Annotated in this window: 28 protein-coding genes and 1 pseudogene; 9 read left to right on the forward strand and 20 right to left on the reverse strand. The window is 71.3% G+C overall.

Annotated elements, in window-relative coordinates; all coding sequences use genetic code 11:
• Positions 1-34: 34 nt before the first annotated feature.
• The 4 genes and pseudogenes from OG844_RS25325 to OG844_RS25340 all read left to right on the forward strand — a co-directional run bounded on the left by OG844_RS25325 (position 35) and on the right by OG844_RS25340 (position 3,291).
• Positions 35-1,483 carry an MFS transporter gene (locus tag OG844_RS25325; RefSeq protein WP_406393323.1) on the forward strand — a complete coding sequence of 483 codons (1,449 nt, stop codon included), beginning with the start codon at positions 35-37 and terminating at the stop codon, positions 1,481-1,483.
• A gap of 12 nt (positions 1,484-1,495) precedes the next feature.
• A complete protein-coding gene (locus OG844_RS25330; protein WP_406393324.1) occupies positions 1,496-1,984 on the forward strand; it encodes a TIGR03618 family F420-dependent PPOX class oxidoreductase in 489 nt (162 codons plus the stop codon).
• A pseudogene (locus OG844_RS25335) lies at positions 1,981-2,652 on the forward strand (HAD-IA family hydrolase); the annotation flags it as partial. The gene OG844_RS25330 and the pseudogene OG844_RS25335, both read left to right, overlap by 4 nt.
• 36 nt (positions 2,653-2,688) lie before the next feature.
• Complete coding sequence (locus OG844_RS25340) at positions 2,689-3,291, forward strand: HAD family hydrolase (protein ID WP_406396248.1); 603 nt, start codon at positions 2,689-2,691, stop codon at positions 3,289-3,291.
• 18 nt (positions 3,292-3,309) lie between these two features.
• Here OG844_RS25340 and OG844_RS25345 read toward each other — a convergent pair whose 3' ends face one another.
• Both OG844_RS25345 and OG844_RS25350 read right to left on the reverse strand, forming a co-directional pair.
• On the reverse strand, positions 3,310-3,963 hold the full coding sequence (locus tag OG844_RS25345) for a TetR/AcrR family transcriptional regulator (protein ID WP_406393326.1): 654 nt from the start codon (positions 3,961-3,963) through the stop codon (positions 3,310-3,312).
• A gap of 19 nt (positions 3,964-3,982) precedes the next feature.
• Positions 3,983-4,777: a TetR/AcrR family transcriptional regulator gene (locus OG844_RS25350; protein WP_406393327.1), complete on the reverse strand. Its 795-nt coding sequence runs from the start codon at positions 4,775-4,777 to the stop codon at positions 3,983-3,985.
• Between the two features lie 98 nt (positions 4,778-4,875).
• On the opposite strand from OG844_RS25350, the gene OG844_RS25355 reads away from it, so the two are divergent.
• Positions 4,876-5,832: an ATP-binding cassette domain-containing protein gene (locus tag OG844_RS25355; RefSeq protein ID WP_406393329.1), complete on the forward strand. Its 957-nt coding sequence runs from the start codon at positions 4,876-4,878 to the stop codon at positions 5,830-5,832.
• Positions 5,825-6,598, forward strand: coding sequence for an ABC transporter permease (locus tag OG844_RS25360; RefSeq protein ID WP_406393331.1), 774 nt, complete (start codon positions 5,825-5,827; stop codon positions 6,596-6,598). Before OG844_RS25355 ends, OG844_RS25360 begins: the two co-directional genes overlap by 8 nt.
• Here OG844_RS25360 and OG844_RS25365 read toward each other — a convergent pair.
• From OG844_RS25365 to OG844_RS25380, 4 genes are all read right to left on the reverse strand, one after another.
• Positions 6,579-6,719 (reverse strand): hypothetical protein, encoded by a 141-nt coding sequence (locus tag OG844_RS25365; RefSeq protein WP_406393333.1) that lies wholly within the window; start codon positions 6,717-6,719, stop codon positions 6,579-6,581. The two genes, OG844_RS25360 and OG844_RS25365, sit on opposite strands and share 20 nt — an antisense overlap.
• 52 nt (positions 6,720-6,771) lie before the next feature.
• Complete coding sequence (locus tag OG844_RS25370; protein ID WP_406393334.1) at positions 6,772-8,022, reverse strand: GNAT family N-acetyltransferase; 1,251 nt, start codon at positions 8,020-8,022, stop codon at positions 6,772-6,774.
• Between the two features lie 80 nt (positions 8,023-8,102).
• Positions 8,103-9,071: an asparaginase gene (locus OG844_RS25375; RefSeq protein WP_406393335.1), complete on the reverse strand. Its 969-nt coding sequence runs from the start codon at positions 9,069-9,071 to the stop codon at positions 8,103-8,105.
• Positions 9,072-9,125: 54 nt separating this feature from the next.
• Entirely contained in the window at positions 9,126-9,809 is a 684-nt protein-coding gene (locus tag OG844_RS25380; protein WP_406393337.1) for an ABC transporter substrate-binding protein, read from the reverse strand.
• Between the two features lie 115 nt (positions 9,810-9,924).
• Here OG844_RS25380 and dtd point away from each other — a divergent pair, with 115 nt between their 5' ends.
• Positions 9,925-10,374 (forward strand): D-aminoacyl-tRNA deacylase, encoded by a 450-nt coding sequence (gene dtd / locus OG844_RS25385; RefSeq protein WP_406393339.1) that lies wholly within the window; start codon positions 9,925-9,927, stop codon positions 10,372-10,374.
• 31 nt (positions 10,375-10,405) lie between these two features.
• Here the strand turns inward: dtd and OG844_RS25390 are convergent, their stop codons facing one another.
• From OG844_RS25390 to OG844_RS25415, 6 genes are all read right to left on the reverse strand, one after another.
• Entirely contained in the window at positions 10,406-11,371 is a 966-nt protein-coding gene (locus tag OG844_RS25390) for a YgfZ/GcvT domain-containing protein (protein WP_406393341.1), read from the reverse strand.
• A 20-nt stretch (positions 11,372-11,391) separates the two neighbouring features.
• A complete protein-coding gene (locus OG844_RS25395; RefSeq protein WP_406393343.1) occupies positions 11,392-11,886 on the reverse strand; it encodes a Fur family transcriptional regulator in 495 nt (164 codons plus the stop codon).
• Positions 11,887-11,946: 60 nt separating this feature from the next.
• The gene (locus OG844_RS25400; RefSeq protein ID WP_384614147.1) at positions 11,947-12,519 is read right to left on the reverse strand and encodes an FABP family protein; all 573 of its coding nucleotides are present in this window, start codon (positions 12,517-12,519) and stop codon (positions 11,947-11,949) included.
• A gap of 255 nt (positions 12,520-12,774) precedes the next feature.
• A complete protein-coding gene (locus tag OG844_RS25405; RefSeq protein ID WP_406393344.1) occupies positions 12,775-13,722 on the reverse strand; it encodes a hypothetical protein in 948 nt (315 codons plus the stop codon).
• Positions 13,719-14,540 (reverse strand): hypothetical protein, encoded by an 822-nt coding sequence (locus OG844_RS25410; protein WP_406393346.1) that lies wholly within the window; start codon positions 14,538-14,540, stop codon positions 13,719-13,721. Before OG844_RS25410 ends, OG844_RS25405 begins: the two co-directional genes overlap by 4 nt.
• Positions 14,537-15,364 (reverse strand): hypothetical protein, encoded by an 828-nt coding sequence (locus tag OG844_RS25415; RefSeq protein WP_406393348.1) that lies wholly within the window; start codon positions 15,362-15,364, stop codon positions 14,537-14,539. The genes OG844_RS25410 and OG844_RS25415 overlap by 4 nt, the downstream gene beginning before the upstream one ends.
• Before the next feature lie 223 nt (positions 15,365-15,587).
• Between OG844_RS25415 and OG844_RS25420 the strand changes: the two genes are divergently transcribed.
• Complete coding sequence (locus OG844_RS25420) at positions 15,588-15,950, forward strand: DsrE family protein (RefSeq protein ID WP_351166661.1); 363 nt, start codon at positions 15,588-15,590, stop codon at positions 15,948-15,950.
• 65 nt (positions 15,951-16,015) lie between these two features.
• Here OG844_RS25420 and OG844_RS25425 read toward each other — a convergent pair whose 3' ends face one another.
• The 8 genes from OG844_RS25425 to OG844_RS25460 form a co-directional block, all read right to left on the reverse strand.
• On the reverse strand, positions 16,016-16,348 hold the full coding sequence (locus OG844_RS25425; protein ID WP_406396250.1) for a DUF3099 domain-containing protein: 333 nt from the start codon (positions 16,346-16,348) through the stop codon (positions 16,016-16,018).
• Between the two features lie 51 nt (positions 16,349-16,399).
• Positions 16,400-16,687 (reverse strand): DUF1416 domain-containing protein, encoded by a 288-nt coding sequence (locus OG844_RS25430; RefSeq protein WP_014154938.1) that lies wholly within the window; start codon positions 16,685-16,687, stop codon positions 16,400-16,402.
• Between the two features lie 44 nt (positions 16,688-16,731).
• Positions 16,732-17,571, reverse strand: coding sequence for a sulfurtransferase (locus tag OG844_RS25435; RefSeq protein WP_383187402.1), 840 nt, complete (start codon positions 17,569-17,571; stop codon positions 16,732-16,734).
• 151 nt (positions 17,572-17,722) lie between these two features.
• Complete coding sequence (locus OG844_RS25440) at positions 17,723-17,803, reverse strand: putative leader peptide (protein ID WP_350310325.1); 81 nt, start codon at positions 17,801-17,803, stop codon at positions 17,723-17,725.
• Between the two features lie 248 nt (positions 17,804-18,051).
• A complete protein-coding gene (locus OG844_RS25445; protein WP_406393350.1) occupies positions 18,052-18,747 on the reverse strand; it encodes a DUF2993 domain-containing protein in 696 nt (231 codons plus the stop codon).
• Between the two features lie 142 nt (positions 18,748-18,889).
• The gene (locus tag OG844_RS25450) at positions 18,890-20,191 is read right to left on the reverse strand and encodes a hypothetical protein (protein ID WP_406393352.1); all 1,302 of its coding nucleotides are present in this window, start codon (positions 20,189-20,191) and stop codon (positions 18,890-18,892) included.
• A gap of 10 nt (positions 20,192-20,201) precedes the next feature.
• The gene (locus OG844_RS25455; protein WP_406393353.1) at positions 20,202-20,456 is read right to left on the reverse strand and encodes a MoaD/ThiS family protein; all 255 of its coding nucleotides are present in this window, start codon (positions 20,454-20,456) and stop codon (positions 20,202-20,204) included.
• A gap of 41 nt (positions 20,457-20,497) precedes the next feature.
• On the reverse strand, positions 20,498-21,415 hold the full coding sequence (locus OG844_RS25460) for an alpha/beta hydrolase (RefSeq protein WP_406393355.1): 918 nt from the start codon (positions 21,413-21,415) through the stop codon (positions 20,498-20,500).
• Positions 21,416-21,712: 297 nt separating this feature from the next.
• On the opposite strand from OG844_RS25460, the gene OG844_RS25465 reads away from it, so the two are divergent.
• Positions 21,713-22,516, forward strand: a complete 804-nt coding sequence (locus OG844_RS25465; RefSeq protein ID WP_406393356.1) for a response regulator transcription factor — start codon at positions 21,713-21,715, stop codon at positions 22,514-22,516.
• Positions 22,517-22,538 lie beyond the last annotated feature (22 nt).

A 22,538-nucleotide genomic window follows, 5' to 3' on the forward strand; every position in this document is an offset into this window, starting at 1 on the left:
ACTCCTGTCGACCCGTTCCGACAGGAGAAGACCGATGAATGTCACTGCGCCCCTTCCGCCGTGCGATACCGCCGGGCCCACCACCCGCACCCGCCGTCTGGCTCTCGGAGTGATCGCCTCCGGGATGCTGATGATGACCCTCGACGGCTCGATCGTGACCGTGGCGATGCCCGCCATCCAGCGCGACCTCGGATTCACCTCCGCCGGCCTCAGCTGGGTGGTCAACGCCTATCTGATCGGGTTCGGCAGCCTGCTCCTGCTGGCGGGCCGGCTCGGCGATCTGATCGGCCGCAAGCGCATGTTCGTCGCCGGGACCGTGGTCTTCACCGCGGCCTCCCTGCTGGCAGGCGCGGCAGTGACCCCCGGGATGCTGATCACCGCCCGGTTCCTGCAGGGGATCGGCAGCGCGATGGCCTCCGCCGTCGGCCTCGGCATCCTCGTGACCCTGTTCACCGAACAACGGGAACGCGCCAGGGCCATCGCCGTGTTCTCGTTCACCGGGGCGGCGGGAGCGTCGATCGGGCAGGTGCTCGGCGGCGGTCTCACCGACGCGCTCGCCTGGAACTGGATCTTCTTCATCAACCTGCCGATCGGCGTCGCGGCCCTCCTGATCGCCCGCCGCGTCCTGCCCTCCGACCGCGGCATCGGCCTCGCCGCCGGCGCCGACGTCCTGGGCGCGGCCCTCGTCACCGCAGGTCTGATGCTCGGTATCTACACCGTGGTCAAGGTCGAGGAGTACGGCTGGACCTCCGCGCCCACGCTCGGCCTCGGCGCACTCACCCTCGTACTCCTCGTCGGGTTCGTCGTCCGCCAGGGCACCGCCCGGACGCCGCTCATGCCCCTGCGGATCTTCCGGTCCCGCAGCGTGGCCGGAGCCAACCTGGTCCAGGTGCTCATGGTGGCCGCCCTCTTCTCGTTCCAGATCCTCGTCGCGCTGTTCCTGCAGAACGTGCTCGGTTACGGCGCCGCCGAGACCGGTCTCGCCATGCTTCCGGCCGCCGCCGTCATCGGAGCCGTATCGCTGGGCGTCTCGGCGAGGCTGAACGCCCGGTTCGGTGAACGCGCCGTCCTGCTGGCCGGGATTCTGCTGCTGATCGGCGCCCTCGGACTCCTCACCCGGGTTCCCGTACAGGCGCAGTACGTGACCGATCTCCTCCCCGTGATGCTCCTGGCCGCCGGTTTCGGGCTCGCCCTCCCGGCACTGACGGCGCTCGGCATGTCCGGCGCGGGGGACGACGACGCCGGGCTCGCCTCGGGCGTCTTCAACACCACGCAGCAGATCGGCATGGCCGTCGGCGTGGCGGTGCTGTCCACACTCGCGGCGGGCCGAAGTGAGCTGCTGCTGGCCGAAGGCCACAGCAGGGCCGACGCGCTGACCAGTGGTTACCAACTGGCCTTCGCCGTCGGTACGGGCCTGCTCGTCGCCGCCTTCGCCCTCGCACTCCTCGTCCTGCGCCCCACCTCCACCGCCGCCCGTCCCTGAAAGGTGAATTCCATGAACTCGGTCGAGACACCGAAGCCGAAGAGCGGGCCCGCGCCCCGCGTCCTCACCGACGAGGAGCTCTCCCGAATCCTGCAGGAGCAGCCGTTCGGCGTGCTCGCCGCCGTCCGCGCCACCGGGCACCCGCACCTGTCGACCGTGCTGTACCGCTGGAACAGCGAGGACCGCACGGTACGCGTCTCCACCACCGCCGACCGCCTGAAGGCGCGCATGCTGCGCCGGAATCCGCACGCCTCGCTGCACGTCCGGGGCGGCGACGACTGGTCGTTCGCGGTGGCCGAGGGCGAGGCGGAGGTGTCGCAGGAGTCGGTGATGGCCGGTGACGCGATCGGCCGTGAACTACTCTCCCTGACGCCGGGCTTCGACGACCCGGCGGACGAGGCCGCCTTCCTGGCCCAGGCCGTGGCGGAACGCCGCGTGGTGATCCGCCTCCGGGTCTCCCACCTGTACGGAACGGCCCTGGACATCCCCGCGGCGGAATGAGACCGGCCATGCAACTGCCCGGAAAGTACGTGCTGTTCGATATCGACGGCACCCTGATCGACGCGCTCGACAACCAGCGCGGGGTCTGGAGCGCATGGGCGCTGCGGCACGGCCTCGACCCCGACGAGGTCTACCGGACGGCGCTGCGCACGCGGCCCGTGGAGACCTTCGCCGAGGTCGCCCCGGACCGGGATCCGCGCGTCTGCCTGGACCTCCTGCACGAACTGGAGGACGAGGACGTCCGTACCGGCGACTACACCGCGTTCGACGGCGCCGCGGCACTGCTGGCCGCCCTGCCCGTCGGCTCCTGGGCCCTGGTCACGTCCAACTACGAGCACCGGGTCCGCGGCCGGTTCGCCCGTACGGGACTGCCGGTGCCCGAGGTGATCGTGGACGCCGCGTCGGTGCGGGAGGGCAAGCCGTCCCCGGTGCCGTACCTGCTGGCGGCCGAGCGGCTCGGCGCCCGGCCCGAAGACTGCCTGGTGATCGAGGACGCTCCGTCCGGGGTGCGGGCGGGCCTGCGGGCCGGGATGACGGTGTGGTCGGTCAACGCCCCGGCCGCCGGCAGCACGCAGGCGGGCCCGGCCGCCCCGGTCACGCAGCCCGGTCCGCACCGGCGCTTCGCCGCACTGGGCGATGCGGTACGCGACATCCTCGCGTTCGCCGCCGCTGCGCGGGAACCGGCCGACCGGCCCTGTGACGCGGTGCTGTGCGACCTCGACAACGTCATCCGCTTCTACGACACGACGCACCTGGCCTCGCTGGAACGGGCCGCGGGCCTCCCGGAAGGCACCACCGAGGACATCGCGTACGCCCCGGCGACCGACCTCCCGCTGCTCCTGGGCCGGATCTCCCCGGACGAGTGGGTCGAGGCCATCGTGTCCGGACTCGTCGGCCGGGTGGACGAGGCCCGGGCCCGTGAGCTGGGCCGGGCGCTCGCCCGGGCGCCGTTCCGGGCGGACGAGGAGGTCGTGGCCATGCTGCGACGGGTCAGGGCCCGGGTGCCGCTCGTCCTGGTCACCAACGCGACCCTCCGACTGGAGGACGACCTCGCCGCGTTGGGGATCGGCGACCTGGCCGACCACGTCGTCAGCAGCGCCGTGGAGGGGGTCGCGAAGCCCGACCCGGAGATCTACCGGATCGCCGCCGCACGCGCGGGGGTGCCACCGGACCGGTGCCTCGTGGTGGACGACCGCCAGGAGAACGTCGACGCGGCCGTCGCCCTCGGGATGACGGGAGTGCTCTTCCGCGAACCGGCGGATCTGCACGGCCCGTTCGGGTTCGCTCTCACCCCGGCGGAGGCGTGAGCGACGAGGGGCACCCCGTCAACGGCTGACCTGCTCCAGCCCCGTCCTCAGCTGGACGAAGGCGTTCTCGGCCGCCGCCACCGCGCCCCCGTACACCTGCCCGGCGCTCTCTCCGGCGTCGATCCGCCGCCAGTTCGCCTCGGCGAGGATCCGCAGGACGGCAACGATCTGCCCCGCCGCGAGCCGCGCCGGCATCCCGTTGCCCAGGGCGCGGGCGAGCGCCTTCTCGGAACGCCCCCGGTACGCGTGCAGCCGGGCGACGAGGGACGGGGTGCCGTACAGCAGCCGGTGGAACGCCAGCACCGCCGGGGTGTCGCAGAGCCCCGTCACCGGGTCGCGCCGGTCGAGACCGTCAAGGTGGTGGCGGCGCAGCGCGGCCAGGGGCGATTCGCCCGGGGTCCGGCCGGATACCACCCGGGCCGCCTCGTCCTCGTGCTCGGCGTACCGGTGCAGCACCAGGTCCTCCTTGGCCGGGAAGTACCGGAACAGCGTCGGCTTGGAGATGTCGGCCGCAGCCGCCACCTCGGCCACGGAGACCTTGCCGAAGCCCCGCTCCAGGAACATCTCGATCGCGGCATCGGAGACCGCCTCGCAGGTCAGCTGCTTCTTGCGCTCGCGCAGACCTGTGGGCACGAGCGCCACCGGGCCGGTCTTCTCTCCGCTCATGACCATGAAGCGTACGCCCCGGACCTCAACCGGACTTGATGTCCTGGCCCTCGGTGCGCTGCCGGTGGATCAGGGCCTCGGTCCCGTCGAGCAGCCGTGCGAGCCCGAACACGAACTCGTAGTCGGGGTCGTCCGGCTCGCTCATGACACCGCTGCCCATCAGCCGGGCGAGCGCGGGATGCCGTACGGGATCGACCAGCCGGCCCATGGTCCGCTCCCACCGCGCCATCACCTCGTCGGCGGGCACGCCCTTCGCCGCGACGGCCGCGGCGATATCGCTCATCAGCAGCGCCTCGTTCCGTACGAAACCGGAGACGAGGAGGATGGTGGAGATCTTGTCGCCCTCGCCCAGTCCGCTGTTCTCCAGCGCCTGGAGGCCCTGCTCCCACCAGGCCACCGAGTTCGGGCTGGCGGGCGGGCCCGAGATCGGCATGCGCAGCGCCCACAGGTTGCGGTGGAACATCTCCCGCTGGGCCCATGCCCACTGACCGATCGCCTCCCGCCAGCCCTCCCCCGCCTCCAGGGCGGGCAGCCGCGGGGGCTCGCCCATGGCCTCCTCCTGCATCAGGAGGTAGAGCTCCTCCTTCGCGGAGACGTACCGGTAGAGCGACATCGTGGACGCGCCGAGATCCTTGGCGACCCGCCCCATCGAGACGGCCGCGAGCCCTTCCGAGGCCGCCACGGCCACGGCCGCGGCGACGATGCGCTCCAGGGTCAGCCCGGGCTTCGGCCCCTTGACCGGGCGGTCCCGCAGACCCCAGGCGGCCTCGATGCTGGCCGGGAGGCCCGTGCCGCCCGATGCGCCGTTCTTCTCCGTCACCCGAAGCCGCCTCTCCCAGTCCTGCCTTGACCTTCATCCTAAGTTTGCGTAATGCTTACGCAGTAACGCGTATGCCATACGCAGAAGGGTGGACCCCCATGCCCGGCGCAATGATCGAGGCCCACGGCCTCACGAAGTCCTACGGAAGACCGGCCGCCCGGGTCCGCGTCCTGGACGGCATCGACCTCCAGGTCGCCCACGCCTCCGTCCTCGCACTGCTCGGCCCCAACGGCGCGGGCAAGACCACGGCCGTACGCATCCTCGCCACCCTCACCACCGCCGACTCCGGCACGGCACGCGTCGCCGGGTACGACGTCGTCGCCGACCGGAGCCGCGTGCGCCGCGCGATCAGCCTCACCGGGCAGTTCGCCTCCGTCGACGAGACCCAGACCGGCGAGGAGAACCTGCGGATGACGGCGAGACTGGCAGGCCTCTCCCGCAAACAGGCCAGGCAGCGGGCCGAGGAGCTCCTCGTCCGCTTCGACCTCAGCGAAGCCGCCCGCCGCCTCGCCCGCACGTACTCCGGGGGCATGCGGCGCCGCCTCGACCTCGCGGCGGGACTGGTCGGCTCGCCCGAGCCCGGCGTCTTCTTCCTCGACGAGCCCACCACGGGCCTCGACCCGCGCAGCCGCCGGGAGCTCTGGCAGGTCGTCGGCGACCTCGCGGGCCGGGGGGCCGCGGTGCTGCTCACCACCCAGTACCTGGAGGAGGCCGACAAGCTGGCCGACCGCATCGCCGTACTGGACAAGGGCCGGATCGTCGCCGAAGGCACCCCGGACACACTGAAGTCGCACACCTCCGGCCACCGCCTCGACGTGGTCCTCACCAGCCACGAGGCCTACCTCCGGCTCGCCACCGGCGCCGTCCACCACTCCCCCGGGACGCTGACCCTGGGCCTGCCCACCGACGGCACCGCAGCCCATGTCCGCGCACTGCTCGACGAGATCGACCCGCACCGCACGGAAGTGGACCGCTTCTCCGTGCACAGCGCGACCCTCGACGACGTGTTCCTGGCCCTCACCGCACAGACCACGGAGGCACCGGCCCATGTCTGACGCACCCGGAGTACTGACCCACGCCGCGGTCATGACCGGCCGCAGCCTGCGCATCAGCCGCCGCAACGTCGACGCCGTCATCACCTCGATGATGCTGCCGATCATGCTGATGCTGATCTTCGTCTACTTCTTCGGCGGCGCGATCGACACGGGCGCCGCCTACGACTCGTACGTCATGTACGTCGTCCCCGGAGTCCTGCTCCTGTGCGCGGGATTCGGCGCCTCCACCACGGCGGTCGCCGTGAGCGAGGACATGAAGGGCGGCATCATCGACCGCTTCCGCTCCCTGGACGTCGGCGGCACGCCGGTGCTCGCGGGGCACGTCGTGGCAAGCACCGTACGCAATGTGGTCTCCACCACCCTCGTCCTCGGCGTCGCCGTCCTGATCGGTTTCCGCCCGGCGGCCACCCCGGCCGGCTGGGCGGCCGTCGCCGCCGTGCTCCTCGCCTACATCACGGCGCTGTCCTGGATCTCGGCGGCCATCGGCCTCCTCGCCAGAACCCCGGAGGCGGCCGGCGGATTCACCTTCTTCATGTCGTTCCTGCCGTACCCCAGCAGCGCGTTCGTCCCGGTCGACAGCATGCCCGGCTGGCTCCACGGCTTCGCCGACCACCAGCCGATCACCCCGGCCGTCGAATCGCTGCGCGGCCTCCTGCTCAACCAGCCGGTGGGCAACACCCCGTGGATCGCGCTCGCGTGGGCGACGGGGATCCTGGTGCTGGCGGTGGGGCTCTCGGGGGTGCTGTTCAGGGTGCGGACGCGGTGACGGCGGGGCGCGACCCGAACCACTCCTCGTAGGCATCCATGACCTGCCGGCGCGTGAGGGCGGCCTGCGCCGCGAACAGCTGCTGCGCGGCCACCAACACCTGATGGACCTGCTCGGCCACACCTCGGAGCAGGTACCGGTTCGGGCCTGAGGTCCGGCACAGCCACCGCCCCTCAGAACACATCCGGGCACCACGGCCGCCGCGCCGTACGGAACACCGTCTCCGCCGTCGCCACGGCCCCCGCCCGGTTCTCCTCCACCTTGCCCAGCGCGGTGAGCCGCAGCGCCGACTCGTCGCCCAGGTACAGCGACGCCAGGTCCCGTACGTCCAGAGCGAGGTCGGCGCTCCGGGTCGTCGGGGTGCAGGAGGCACCGGACGGGGAGACGTCCAGCAGGAAACGGCCGCCCGCCGGCCCCGTCCCGTCGTGCACGTCCAGGACGAGCGTCTCCTCGGTCGCGTACGTGCGGGCCTCCAGGGCCCTGGGTACGTCCAGGAGACGCAGCCACAGCCAGTCCGCCTGCGTCACGGTGCGGGCCGCCCGGGGGTCCGGGAGGAGCAGGGGGAGCAGGTCGTCGGGGGCGCGGTGACCGGTGCGGACCGTGGTGATCCAGTCGATCGAGCAGACGTAGCTCCACAGGGCGCGTTCCGCCGCCGGGGTCACGGCGATCAGGCCGGAGACGGTGGCCTTGTTGAGCGGCTGCTTCGAGTCGCTCCATTCGGTGCCGGCGCGGTAGACGACCAGCCCGTCGACCTCGCCGTCCGCCGTGCGGTACACCCCGTAGAACGGCTCCGTCCACGCTTCGTGCGCCGGTACGCCGACGCCGGTGTGCCGCTCCCACCAGCGTTCGTCGCGGCTGATGACGCCCGGCTGCCGGGCCGCCAGACGGGCATGGAGCTCGGGGCCCAGCTTGCGTACGTCCGCGCCGTGGACGAGCGCGACGCTGCCGCCGTCCGCCTCGGAGAGCGCGGGCCGGTGCGGGTCCAGGCCCGCCCGGGGGACGTCGATCTCCCACTCGGTGGTCCAGGTCGCCGGTCCGAAGCCGTACCGCCCGTAGATCGGGTACTCGGCCGCGATGAGCGAGGCGACCACGTCGCCGCGCTCCTTCGCCGCCGCCAGGTCGGCGGCCATCATCCGGCGGAGCAGTCCGCGGCGGCGGTGCGTGGCCGTCACCGTCACGGCGGAGATCGCGTCGGCCCGCACCGTGGCGCCGCCCACGACGGTCAGCTCCTGGGCGAAGGAAAGGAAGGTGGCCACACAGCGCCCGTTGTCGAACACGCCCCGGACACGGGACAGATCGGTGTGCGCCAGACGCTCCGTGACCTCCTGCTCCGTGTCCGCGAGCGGCCGCAGGAACCCGTTGTTCACGGCGCGCAGCCAGTCGGGGTACTCGGACGCGGTGACGGTACGGAGTTCGGGGCTCATACCCACCACGCTAGGCAGACCGTGTCGGGAATGTCGCGCGGATTTCGGCCCTCTCGACGGGCCGCCCCTCAGAACGCCCCTCAGAACGCCGCGCGGATCCGGCCGACCTCCGCGGCACCGCCCAGAAGGGGTGCCCTGCCGATGCGGGACACCACCGGGGCGTCGACGCCGAGCATGTCCAGCGCGCGGGCCAGCACCGGGCCCAGCGCCCGCGTCGAACCGTCGTCGATCTTGAAGGCCATGGCCCTGCCGTCCGGGAGCGCCACCGCCTGGACCGCCTCGGCGCCCATCTTCGAGAGGGTTCCGGGCACTTCGCGCATCAGCCAGGTGTCCGGGCGACGCGTGCCGGCGACGAACTCCGGGTGCGCCCGCATCGCGTCGGCGACCCGTCGCTCCGCGGTGCCGGGCTCCGCCAGGACGAACGTGCGGAACGCGCGGGCCAGGCCCACCAGGCCGATCGCCATCAGCGGGGCCCCGCAGCCGTCCGTGCCGACCGCCGCGACCGGCTCGCCCGCCGCTTCCGCGACCACCTGGCCGACGAGCTGCTGCAGGGGATGCGCAGGGTCGAGGTACGTCGAGGTGTCCCAGCCGTTCTGTACGCAGACGGCGAGCATCGCCGCGTGCTTGCCGGAGCAGTTCATCGTGAGCGGCTCCCGCACCCGCCCGGCGGCGAGGTACGCCTCCGCCTCCACCGGGTCCAGCGGAAGGTCCGGCGGGGTCTGGAGGTCGTCCGGCTTCAGTCCGTGCTCGGCGAGCATCGTGCGGACGAGGTCGAGGTGGAAGTCCTCCCCCGAGTGGCTCGCGGCGGCCAGTGCCAGCCGCTCCCCCGACAGGTCCAGTCCGGCCCGCAGGATCGCGGCGGCCTGCATCGGCTTGTTGGAGGAGCGTGGGAAGACCGGGGCCGCAGGGTCTCCGAGCGCGTACTCGACACGTCCGTCGGCGGCCAGGACGACCAGCGATCCCCGGTGGTGGCCCTCGATGAAGCCGGACCGTACGACCTCGGCCAGGACCGGGAGCGCGGGGGACGCGGCGGGGGATATGGAGGTCATGGTGGCGGGTGGCCTTCCGGGGGCGGGGCGGGACCTGCCCCCGGAAGGGTCGCTTCAGGCGAGCAGATCGTCTACTTGTGCTTCTCCGTCACGGTACCTGCGGGCGATCTCCGCACTGCAATCGTCAACGGTGCGCTGGAGCCGGTGCCGGCGCCGGGAGACCTGCTGTTCGTAGCGGACGAGCCGTCCCATCGCGGTGAGCAGCTCTTCGTCCGTCCGGGCTTCGAGGTCGGACAGCTCGACCTCGGCGAGTGTGTCCGCGGCCAGCTGCCGGTACTCGTCGCTGCGCGGCGTGGTGAGGGTGACGTGCCGCGCCGAGGAGCGGTGGACGGACGGGGTGTCGGCGAGGATCTCCGAGAGCCGGTCCACCACCGGCGACTCCGGCCCGGAACGGCCGGCGAGCTCGGCGCGCAGGATGTCGATCCGGCCCTGGACCAGACGGCGTACGTAACTCAGGTCCGCCTCGTCGCGTTGCGCGTCACGGCGGAGCGTGCGCAGTTCCGGCAGCCTCAGTCCGCGGAACTCGGGCTGCGGACGCACCGAGGCGAGTCCTTCCCCGGCCCCGCCGCTCCCCGTCTGTCCCGGTACGGACACGGGTCCGGTCATCGTCGCGGGCAGCTGCGCGGGCAACGGGCCCTGTCCGGGCGACGCGCCGGTCCGCTGTACGGGCGGGCACACGGTACCGGCAGTACACGTCGGTACGACTCCGGGTGATGGCCCGGTTCCCTGTGTGGTCATGATGTTCCGTCCCCTCGACCGGTGCGTCGGCACACCGACATCGTGCATCGTGCCACTACGCACGGTGCTCACGCAGGTGCTCTGTACCCGTTCAGCCCAAGATAGGTTGGTCTGTATGCGTGCAGTGATACAGAGAGTGGACGGCGCGAGCGTCGCCGTCGCGGGGACCTCCGACGATCCGTCGGGGACGGGAACCGTCGGTGAGATCGTCGGCGAGGGACTGTGTGTGCTGGTGGGGGTCACTCACGGGGACACCGCGGAGAAGGCGGCGCAGCTCGCCCGCAAGCTCTGGACTCTGCGGATCCTGGAGGGCGAGAAGTCCTGCTCGGACGTGAATGCACCACTTTTGGTCATTTCGCAGTTCACCCTCTACGGGGACGCGAGGAAGGGCCGCAGGCCCACCTGGAACGCCGCCGCCCCCGGCGAGGTCGCCGAACCGCTGGTGGACGAGGTGGCGGCGCAGCTGCGCGCGCTCGGCGCCCAGGTGGAGACGGGCCGTTTCGGGGCGGACATGCGTGTCTCGCTCACGAACCACGGCCCGTTCACCGTCCTGATCGACGTGTAGCAGCGCGGGTGGACAGCCGCGCGTAGGGGGTCTACGGCTCGACGACCGTCTCCTGGGCCGCGGCGGTGTCACCCGCCATCAGTTCCGCGTCCACGGCCACGTTCCGCTTCACCAGTGCCAGGGCGATCGGGCCCAGCTCGTGATGGCGGGCCGACGTGGTGATGAAGCCGAGCTGACGGCCCTCCTCCCCGTCGGCGGCCAGCCGGACCGGCGTTCCGTGGCCGGGCAGGAACACCTCGCTGCCGTCCAGGTGCAGGAAGACGAGGCGGCGCGGCGGCTTCCCCAGGTTGTGGACACGGGCGACCGTCTCCTGCCCCCGGTAGCAGCCCTTCTGCAGGTGCACGGCGGTGCCGATCCAGCCCAGCTCGTGCGGGATGGTCCGGTGGTCGGTCTCGAAGCCGAGGCGCGGGCGGTGCGACTCGATGCGCAGCGCCTCGTACGCCAGGATGCCGACGGCGGGGCCGTTCCCGGCGGCGTACGTCTCCAGGTCGGCGCGCGGCAGGAAGAGGTCACGGCCGTGCGGCGTCTCCCGTACGGCGACGCCGTCCGGGACCTCGGCGATGGAACCGGCCGGCAGATGGACGACGGCGAAGTCCTCGGTGCGGTCGGCGACGTCGACCCGGTAGAAGAACTTCATCGACTCCAGGTAGGCGATCAGCTCGCCCTGCGTCTCCGGTTCGACGTGCATCCACACCGTCGTGCCGTCGTCGACGAGGTAGAGGGCGTGCTCGATGTGCCCGTTGGCGGAGAGGATCAGCGCCTCGGTCGCCTGGTTCGGCGCCAGGTCGCTGACGTGCTGGGTGAGCAGCAGGTGCAGCCAGGTCAGCCGGTCGTCGCCGGTGACCGTGACGACACCCCGGTGCGAGAGGTCGACGAGGCCGCGGCCGTCGGCAAGCGCGCGTTGCTCGCGGAACAGGTCACCGTAGTGCGCGGCGACACCTTCGTCGCGCCCTTCGGCGGGGACGGCGCCGGGCAGGGACAGCAAGGGGCTCTTCATGCGACCAGCGTACGACTCGGCTACGGCTCGCTACGGGGTGCCTCCGCCGGAGCGGCCCCCTCGGACCCGGCCTCCGCCCCGTTCGCCCCGTCCGCCGCCTTCGCCGCGCAGTCCTCGCACCGGCCGAAGATCGCGAAGTGCTTCATGTCGGTCTCGAAGCCGAACGCGCCGCGGAGCTTCGCGGTGAAGTCGGCGACCACGTCGACGTCGGCCTCGATGACGTTCGTACAGTCCCGGCAGACCAGGTGGATGTGGTGGTGGCGGTCGGCCAGGTGGTACGTCGGGGCCCCGTGCCCCAGATGCGCGTGGCTGACGAGCCCGAGCTCCTCCAGGAGCTCCAGGGTCCGGTAGACGGTGGAGATGTTCACGCCCGACGCGGTCCTGCGCACCTCGCAGAGGATGTCGTCGGGCGTCGCGTGCTCCAGCCGGTCGACCGCCTCCAGGACGAGCTGACGCTGCGGCGTCAGCCGGTAGCCACGCTGCCGAAGATCGGTCTTCCAGTCGGTGCTCACCACAGGCCCAGTGTAGGGCGGGGCCGGGCACCGGCACGTCTGTGCCGGAAAGCCGGTCAGCTCCTACTTGAAGAAGGCGATGCCGTCGTCCGGCAGGTCCCCGAGGCCCCTCGCCATCTCGGCGACCTCCTCCGGGGTGACGACCTTCTTCAGGTGTGCCGACATGTACGGCCGCAGCTCCACATCCGGGGTGGCCTTCTCGCCGACCCACATCAGGTCACTGTTCACATAGCCGTAGAGCCGCTTGCCACCGCTGTACGGGCCGGAGGCCGCGGTGCGGGCCACCGCGTCGGTGACCAGGTCGATCTGCGGCTTCTGCTTGGCCAGCTCGCCGTACCAGATCTCGACGATGCCCTGGTCGCGGACCATGACGATCTCGACCTTGCGGTCCTTGTCGACGCGCCAGTAGCCGGACTCGGTCTCCAGCGGCCTGACCTGCTTGCCGTCGGCGTCCAGCACCCAGGAGTGCGAGACGTACTCGAGGAAGTCCCGGCCGTCGTGGCTGAAGGTGACTTCCTGGCCGAAGTTGCACTTCTCGGCGCCGGGGAAGTCGGAGACGCCCGCACCCGCCCAGTTGCCGAGGAGGAAGGCCAGCGGCACGAGGTCCGGGTGGAGGTCGGACGGAATCTCGATCATGAGCGGCTCAGTCGATCTGTGAGGTGTGCGGGCAGGTGTTCGGCGAGGGTCAGCGCTGGCCCTGGTAGAGCTTCTTCACGGTCAGTACGGAGAAGGCGAGCACGCCGACGCAGACCAGGATCAGCAGGGCGGAGAAGAATGCCTCAAGCACGGGGAGCTCCTCGGGACTAACGACGTGACGGCGGTACAGGACCGGGCCCCCAGCCTAATGGGTGGGGGCCCGGCACGGCGGTCCGGGGTTTCCCCCGGGCGCGGTCAGCCCAGCAGCTGGTTCTGCAGGGCCACGGTCTGGTGGAACGGAACGGCCTCCGTACCCGCCGCGCCCTTTCGCGCGTGGACGACGAGGGCGACGGTGTCCCCGGCCAGGACGTACGCGTGGCGGACCTGCTCCGCGCCGTACGGCTTCGCCTCGGAGTACACGCGGGGCGTGGTGTACTCCACCCCGCCCGTACCCGGCCATTCGTCGTCGGTGGCGGCCTCGGTGAGCCCGGCGAGCGGCTGCGGGTACGACTCGTTCCCGAAGAGCTCGTCCTGGAACTCGGTGGAGTACGCGACCGAGTTGAACTGGAGCAGGTAGACGCGGGACGACGTGCCGTCCGGCATGGTCCAGCTGCGGGCCGCGATGTGCCGCAGGGCGGAGTCGTCCAGCCGCTGGGTGAGGTCCGCCCGGTCGTCCTTCGGGTACTCGGAGACGTACTGCGCGGTGGTGACCCAGCCGTCGGCCTTCTCGTCCACCTTCGCACCGGCCGGGGCCGGCAGGAGGAGGCGCCGCAGGTCGGCGTGGTGGACCTCCGCGGTGTTGGCGTCGCTGAACGGGCGGGGCGCGTCGGCCGGGAGCGCGGGCAGGGTCAGGCGGGGGTAGTCCCAGCGCCCGTCGCCCTCGGTGGCCAGTCCTGGTACGTCGGTGCGCTTCATCGACGTGATGCCCGCGGCCGTGCCCGCGCCGAGACCGCCGAGGACCAGCACGGCGGCGGTCCACCGCGCGACGGCCCGCAGCACCCGGCGCGGCGGCCGGGGCGGGGCGAGCGGGAGAGGCTGCTGCGCGAGGTCCTGCTGAGGTGCCTGCTGAGGTGCCTGCTGCGGAAGGTCCTGCGAGGGCGGGACCTGCGGCACCGGAGGCGGGGGCAGCGGGGGCAGCGGGGGGAGGTCCGCGGCGGGGGCGGGGGCGGCCTCGTCGGTCGGTTCCGCCGTCTTCTCGGTCATATGTACTCCCCCGGGGAGGTGATGTGCTCCAGCTGGTCCTTCAGCAGTTCGGCGACGGCGGCCTTGTCGAAGGGCTTGATGCCGGCCGCCGAGACGCTGATGACCAGCTCGCCCTCGTACGCCGTGCAGACCATGTTCTCGAGCTTGTCCTTGCTGTCCACGGGCATCAGGAAGCACGTGGCCTTGCGCGTCTGCCCCTTGATCTTCGGCCCGTCGCGGAAGATCCCGATGGCGTCGAAGAGCCCCTTCTTGAAGGTGTAGAGATCCCGGACGGCCTTCTTGTCCTTCATCCGCATGATCTGGGTGTCCACGACCAGGTCGTTGGACTCCGACACGTACGAACGGGCGGCGAAGCCCTGCACGCGGAGCTTGTCCACCCGCTTGTCGAGCTCCCGGCGCTGCTTGCCCGCGAGCCCACGGTTGGACTGCTTCATCGCGGCGGCGGCCTCCTTGCCGCTGACCTCGCCGTCGTTGCCGAGATCCTCGACATCGGGTCCGAGCCGGTAGCCGGCGGGAACGGGCAGCATCAACTTGCTGAGTTCGGTGTCGGCCCGGCCCCGGCCGGTGTCGGTTGCCGGGTCCTTGAGGGGCCCGTGATCGGCCACGTCCCAGACGGTCGTCTCCACGGTCCGGTCCGCGCCGTCGACCGTGATCGTCGTGTACGTGGCCGCGCCGCCGACGGCACCGATCACCAGGACGGCGGGAAGCGCGGTGAGAAGGATCCTGCGGACCTTCCCCGGTCGTGCAGGGGCGTCCTGGAGCGGAGGCGCGGCGGGCGCGGCGGGCGCGCCGGCAGCGGGCGGGAGGACGTCGTTCACAGGAGCTCCAGCTGTCGCTCGGCCAGCGTCCGGATGTCCCTCTTGCTGATCGGCTCGGTGTCGAACATATTGACCTCGATCATGATGTCGCCGCGGTGCATGACAGCCCTGGCGCGGTAGGACGGCATGTAGCCGGGCTCCCGGTCGACGGGGTACACGTAGTAGCGGCCGCTTCCGCTGCCCTTGACCGGGTCGCCGTCGTTGCCGGCGCCGTTCTCCTTCGAGGGCATGTACGAGCGCTGGCCGTCGGCGTACGACGACGCCTCGGCGAACTCCCCGGAGCGGAACTGGACGAGCCGCACGTTGGCCTGACGGTGCGCGCCCTTCTTCCAGGCGGCGGCCGCGATCCGGCGGACGTCGGACTCCAGGAGGTACTCGAGCTGGGAGTCCTCGTTCTTGTAGTCCCGCGCGTAATCGTCCACGCTCACCCAGCCGTCGATCAGCCAGTCCGTGTCCTTGTCGTCGCTCCAGCCGGCCGGCCGCTTCATGATCAGCTTGCGCAGATCGCCGTCCGTCCGCACCTGGCGGTCCTGCGAGGCGGGCAGGGGGGCCGGGACCTTGTCCGCGGGCAGCGACGTCGCCGGGTAGGCCAGCTCCGCCTGCGACAGCGCGGGCAGCGCCGTCGGGGGCCGCTCGGCCTGGACGCCGTAGCCGACAGCCGTGCCGCCCGCGATGCCCAGCAGCGCCGCCGCGGCGATCAGCAGGGTCGTACGCCCGCGCGGGCGTACGCGTACGGACAGGGCGGGCGCGGCGGGCGCGGCGGGCGCGGCGGGCGCGGCGGGCGCGGCGGGCGGGGCGAAAGGATCGGCGACGTCGGCGGGCACGGCGGCCAGGGCGGGTGCTGCGGGCGCTGCAGGGGATGCCCATTCGGCAGCCCCTGCGGGTCCTGCAGGCACTGCCGGTTCGGCAGGCACTGCGGGAACGGTGTCGTTCGCTTCCAAAAGGGTCCCCCCATAGAGACCTGAGGCGCAGGTTCCATTACCTGCGCACACAACTGACCCACAGGTCCCGGGGGAGGTTGCCCGCCCGACGATTACAGTTCGGTACATGTCGAAGAAGCTCGTGATCAAGGTGACCGCCGGGGCCGATTCAGCCGAGCGCTGCTCACAGGCCTTCACCGTGGCGGCCGTGGCCGTCGCCAGTGGGGTCGAGGTCTCGCTCTGGCTGACCGGCGAATCCGCCTGGTTCGCGCTGCCGGGTCGTGCCGCCGAGTTCGAACTGCCGCACGCCGCGCCGCTGCCCGATCTGATCGAGTCGATCATGGCCGGCGGCCGGATCACGCTCTGCACACAGTGCGCGGCCCGGCGCGACATCACGGAGAAGGACGTCCTGGAGGGCGTACGCATCGCGGGCGCCCAGGTGTTCGTGCAGGAGGCCATGGCGGACGGCACGCAGGCCCTCGTCTACTGATCCTCGTACGGAAGCACTGACTCGCGCGGAAGCGGTCCGCGCCGGGAGCGGGGCGCGGAGCGGCTCTACGGGCGGTGCTTCTTGTTGTCGAGTTCGTCCCACCACTCGTCCGACTTCGGATCACCGGAGGGATCGTCCCACCAACGGTCATCCGGCCCCCGCCGGTTGGCGACCATGGCCGCGACGGGCGGGATGACCATGGCGACCACGCACATGCCGACCGCCGCGGGGACGGACCAGAGGCGCACGAAGGCCCAGGCGGAGACGAAGAGGACGAGGCATCCGCCCATCAGCAGGAAGTAGGCGCGACGGCGTCGGGCGTACATGCCTCCAGCGTAGAACGGATCCGGCCGTCCGGCGGGAGCCCGGACGGCGCGAAGGGCCGCACCCCTGCTCAGGTGGCGTCCAACCCCCTGGGGTGCGGCCCTCCGGCCGGTCGTGAGCGTGAACTACACGGCGATGGCGACCTCGGCGAGGCCACCCGTCTGCGCCACGACCGTGCGGTCGGCGGTGCCGCCCGGGACCAGGGCGCGGAGCGTCCACGTGCCCTCGGCCGCGTAGAAGCGGAACTGTCCGGTCGCCGAGGTCGGAACCTCTGCGGTGAACTCACCGGTCGAGTCCAGCAGACGGACATAGCCGGTGACGGGCTCGCCGTCACGGGTCACGCTGCCCTGGATGGTCGTCTCGCCCGGCTTGATCGTCGAAGCGTCGGGGCCACCGGCCTGTGCTCCACACATGGTGTTCTGTCCTTCTGGTCGGGTGCTGATCAGGTCCTGCGGACTTACTTGTTGGCGCCGAGCTCGATCGGCACACCGACGAGGGAGCCGTACTCGGTCCACGAACCGTCGTAGTTCTTGACGTTCTCCTGGCCGAGCAGCTCGTGCAGCACGAACCAGGTGAGCGCGGAGCGCTCACCGATGCGGCAGTAGGCGATGGTGTCCTTGGACAGGTCCACCTGCTCGTCCTCGTAGAGCGCCTTGAGCTCGTCGTCCGAACGGAACGTGCCGTCGTCGTTGGCGTTCTTCGACCACGGGATGTTGCGGGCGCTCGGCACGTGGCCGGGGCGCTGCGACTGCTCCTGCGGGAGGTGCGCCGGGGCGAGCAGCTTGCCGCTGAACTCGTCGGGCGACCGCACGTCGACCAGGTTCAGGCTGCCGATGGCCTTCACGACGTCGTCGCGGTAGGCGCGGATCGACTCGTCCTGGGCCTTGGCCTTGTACTCGGTGGCCGGGCGCGTCGGGACGGCGTCGGTCAGGTCGCGGGAGTCGAGCTCCCACTTCTTGCGGCCGCCGTCGAGCAGCTTGACGTTCTCGTGGCCGTACAGCTTGAAGTACCAGTACGCGTACGAGGCGAACCAGTTGTTGTTGCCGCCGTAGAGGACGACGAGGGTGTCGTTCCCGATGCCCTTCTCGGACAGGAGCTTCTCGAAGCCGGCCTGGTCGACGAAGTCACGGCGGACCGGGTCCTGGAGGTCCTTCGTCCAGTCGATCCGGATCGCGTTCTTGATGTGGTTCTTCTCGTACGCCGAGGTGTCCTCGTCGACCTCGACGATGGCTACCTGCGGGTCGTCGATGTGGGCCTCGACCCAATCGGCGTCGACCAGAACGTCTGCGCGGCTCATGTGTTTCTCCTCCGGGGCAGTCTGCGGCGGGGTGGTGCGTGTGCGAAGTGCGAGGTGTACGCGCAGGTGCTGGGAGCGGACGCGTACGGGAAGGCACGGGGTTCGGCCCTGACGTCGTCGAAGGGCCGGGCGAAACGGGAGAACGTCCCGCTCAGAAAGTGCGACAGAGCATGGCGGCGACGCGGCACAGGTCTACTGCCCGCCGCTTCGTGAGGTCCGCCTGTCGCTTCATGTGTCCGATCGTAGGGAGGTACGGGCGGAGATGTCACCGTCGTGTCGGATGATGAGACACGATCGTCCGCGATGCGAGACGAGGTATCGATCAGCAGCGCGCCGGACGGGTGTACGGGCGGTTCGGGCCGCACAGTCATCTACGGGTCGGACGGGGCCGTCTCAGTATCTGGATCGGCCGTCACATCCGCCCGGGGTCCCCCTACCCCGCCCGCCCGCGGCTGTCCGCCGCTGTTCCAAGTGGGGCCGTCACCCGGCGAGTTCGACGTCCGAGCCCGTCACCGAGATCTTCAGGCCGTCCTCGGCCACCTCGATCTTCTCCAGCTTCAGCCCGGCAGGCAGACCGCCGATCTCGCGCTGAAAGTCGGTCTTCCTGCGGACCAGCTCCTCCAGACCGGGGATGCCCTCACCCGGTACCTCGTCCGCGCGCACCTTGACGGTGTCGCCGTCGACGAGGGTGACGGTGGAGAGGACGCTGCGCGAGACCGAACGGCCCAGCAGCGGGATCTCGACGGAGCCGGAGACCTTCACCTTGCCGTTGCCGCCGTACGCGACGGTGACACCGTTGTCCGCCGCCTCGGTGAGGTCCTCGTACGAGACGACGGCCGTCCCGGTCGCCCTGGAGGCCGTCGCACTGGTGTAGCCGGCGCCGAGCTTCACCTGGTGCAGCTGGGCCTCGATCTCACTGATCCGTATGGAACGCCCGCCCGCGCTGGTCCGTACGCCGCTGACCTTGACGTCGACCTGGTCGAGCTCCGATCCGGCGATCTGGGTCAGGAAGGGGAAGCCCTTGATGTCGACCTCGGTCGAACCGGTCTCCGCTCCGCCGAACGAGACCCGGTCAGCGGCCTCGGACTCCGCGAAGTGCACCGCCGCCCTGTCCAGGGCGACGAATATGCCACCCAGCACCACAGCCATGATCAGCAGTATTCGCAGTGCGCGCATGCTTGTTGCTCCCCCACTCCACCGTCCGGATCCCTCGTGTCCGTGAGCCTACTGCCGCTGCGCGGCGCGCCCGGAGTGATCGACGAGCGAGGGGCCCGGCCGGTCCCCCCGCCCGGGGACGGGAGGGGGGACATGAGCGGAATCAGGCGATCGCACGGCCGATCAGATAGACGGCGGGGGCCGCGGCGGTGAGCGGCAGCGCCACTCCGGCCGTCATGTGCACGAACTTCGAGGGGTAGTCGTAGCTCGCCACCCGCAGACCGATGAGCGCACAGCCGCCGGCCGCGAGCCCGAGGAACGCGCCCTGCGTGCCGATACCGGTCAGCCCGCCCACAGCGGCTCCGGCGCCCGCCGCGACGAGCAGCGCGACGACGACCGAGGCCGGGCCCGGCAGCGGAAGGGCCCTCACGAGCACGGCCACCGCGACCGCGATCGCGCCCACCGTCACCGCGTCCGGGGCCGCCGCGAGATGCCCGGCGGCCAGGACGGCGAGAGCGGCCGAGGCGACGGTGGCGGTCAGGCCGTACATCCGCTCGTCGGCCCCGGCATGACTGCGCAGCTGGAGTACGAGGGTGAGCAGCACCCACACGCCGAGCGTGCCGAGGATGGCCGCCGGGGCGTTGTCCCGGCCCGCCACGAGCAGGACGACGTCCGCGACGAACCCACCGGCGAACGCGAGCGCGATGCCCTGCCGGGCAGGCCACATGCCGTTGAGCCGGAACCAGCCGGCGGCTGTCACGGCCTGGAGCAGGACCAGCGGCACGAGCAGGGCGTAGGGCCCGATCGCGGCACCGAGCGCGATCAGGAGGCCGAGGCCCGCCGTGATGGCGGCGGGCTGCATCCCGGGCGCGATGATCGGCGAACGCCCCTCGGCGCGGGCCCGCTGGGCGTCGGTGACCCGGCTGTTGCCCAGCGTGGTGGGCGAGCTGTAGCCGGAGGCTCCCTGCACAGGGGCGCCCGTCGGGTCGGCCGGGGCCTCGGGGACGAACGGGACCTCGGGCGGCAGCGGGTACGAGCCCGAGGTGCTGCTCTGCGAGGCGAACTGCGAACCGGACTGCGGGGCCGGCTGCGGAACGGGCTGCGCGGCCGGCCGGTAGGCCGCCTGCTGCTGGTACGGGTCGGCGTGCGGCGCCTGGTACGCGGCCTGCTGCTCCGGCCGGATCGTCGGCTGGTACTGGGTGTCCCAGGTCTGGCCCTGCCACGTCTGGGTCGCGCCCTGGTCGGTGTGTCCGGGCGCGCCGCCCTGCGGGTTCACCGGCTCCTGGGGAACCACGGGCTGCTGCGGCGCCTGACCGGCCGGCCACGCGGAGCCGTCCGGAGCGACGCCGTACGGCAGGGAGTCGTAGGGGGCGGCGTCGTAGGACGCCTGGTCACCGTACGGCGCCTGCTGCCCGTACTGAGAGGGCTGCTGCCCGTACGGATACTGCTGATCACTGTTGCTCATGGTCTGCGGTTCACCCTCCTGCGAACGGCGGGAGCACCTCGACCGTGCCGCCCTCGGCAAGCCGTACGGTCTCATGGCCACGGGTCCCGACGGGGTTTCCGTCGATCAGGAACGAGCACCTCTGCAGTACCCGCGTCAGCTCGCCCGGGTGCCGCTCCCGCACCCCGTCGAGCGCCTCGGCCAGCGTCGCCGCCGCGTACGGCTCCTCCGCGGTTCCTGCGGCGGCCTTGGCCGCGGCCCAGTAGCGGATCGTCCCCGCTGCCATGGCGACACCCCTTTCCTCGTGCGTCAGCTCTCCATCATGAATCACGCCGCCGCCGTCCAGTCGGCGATACGGGTGAGCAAGCTCTCGTCCGCCGCGTTCTCCGCGTGCCCCATCCCGCGCTCCAGCCACAGCTCCGCCGTGCCCCGCGCGGCCTCGGCCAGCATCCGCGGGTGGTCGAGCGGGAAGTACGGGTCCTGGTCGCCGTGCACGATCAGCAGCGGGGCCGGTGCGATCAGCGGGACCGCCTCGACCGGGGAGAGCGGGATCGGGTCCCAGTCCCTGCGGTCGATCCGGGTGCGGAAGCCGTAGCGGCCGACGAACCTGCCGGCCGGGCGGGTGACCACCCAGTGCAGGCGCCGCATCGGAGCCGTACCCCGGTAGTACCAGCGGGCGGGGGCGCTCACGGAAACCACCGCGTCCGCGTGCGCTTCCGTGCGCCCTGCGTGCGCCCCAGTGCGCCGGACCACTCGTTCGGCTCCCGCCGTGGAACCCGTCCGGACCGGATCCGGTACGTCCTGCGCCGTATACAGAGCAGCGTGCCGAAGCACCACGGAACCACCCATCGAGAAGCCGACCGTAACGATCCGCCCGTGCCCCAGGGACCTCGCCCAGGCCACCGCGGCGGCCAGGTCCAGCACCTCGCGATCGCCCACCGTGGACCGCCCGCCGGACCTCCCGTGCCCCCGGAACGAGAACGTGATCACAGCCGCACGCTGGGCGAACACCTCGGCGGCGCGCCGTACGGCCGGCCGGTCGACGGAGCCGGTGAAGCCGTGCGCGACGACGATCGCCGTACCGGCGGAGCCCTCGTCGACGGCTGCCCCGGAACCTCGCGTACACGGCGTGTACACCGCCTCGATACGGACGCCGTCACCGGTCAGCAATGTCGTGCGCCGGGCGGTCGGCGTGATCGAGGGAACAAAAGAACTCATGAATCGACCCTCGGACACAGAACTCATGTGGGCTATTCTGCTGCGAAGAGGATCCGGGCAGAGTTGCCCCCGGGTCCTTTTGTGCTTTCCGCGCGTTGTTACGGAGACGTTTCAACAAGCTCAGCGGTCCCGGGGCTCGGGGCCGCACCGTAAAAACCGCATGACGGCCGCCGCAGGGCGATCGTCGTACGGGAGTACGAAGTAGTGCCGCATACTCCCCCGGGTCCACCCGGGAGTGCCCCTCTCGCAGGGAACGAGGAGGACCGACGTAATGGGCGAGCGAACCGTGCACGATCGACCGACGACCCAGGCAGGTGGGCGGCGATGAGTTCACTGCTGCTTCTGACGAATGCCCTTCAACCGTCGACGGAGGTGCTCCCCGCCCTCGGCCTTCTGCTGCACAGCGTGCGGGTCGCTCCCGCCGAGGGACCCGCTCTCGTCGACACCCCTGGTGCCGACGTCATCCTCATCGACGGCCGCCGAGACCTCCCTCAGGTGCGCTCGCTGTGCCAGCTGCTGCGGTCCACCGGACCCGGCTGTCCGCTGATCCTCGTCGTGACGGAGGGCGGCCTCGCGGCCGTCACCGCCGACTGGGGCATCGACGACGTCCTGCTGGACACCGCGGGCCCCGCGGAGGTCGAGGCCCGGCTGCGGCTGGCCACCGGCCGCCAGCAGATCACCGCCGACGACTCCCCGATGGAGATCCGCAACGGCGATCTGTCCGTCGACGAGGCGACCTACAGCGCCAAGCTGAAGGGCCGGGTCCTCGACCTGACCTTCAAGGAATTCGAACTGCTCAAGTACCTCGCGCAGCACCCGGGCCGGGTCTTCACCCGCGCCCAGCTGCTGCAGGAGGTCTGGGGCTACGACTACTTCGGAGGTACGCGCACGGTCGACGTCCACGTACGGCGGCTGCGCGCCAAGCTCGGCCCCGAGCACGAGGCGCTGATCGGCACCGTCCGCAACGTCGGCTACCGCTTCGTCGCACCGGAGAAGGTCGAACGGGGCGCCGAGGAGGCCAAGGCGAAGGCGGCAGCGAAACCGGTGGAGGACGACGTAACCCGTTCGGAGCAGTCCACGGAAGCCGGGATCACGGAAGAAGCCCCGGTCCGACCTGCCAAGCGGTAGGTCGATCCGCGTAGACTGCCGC

This window comes from Streptomyces sp. NBC_00887 (assembly GCF_045207585.1).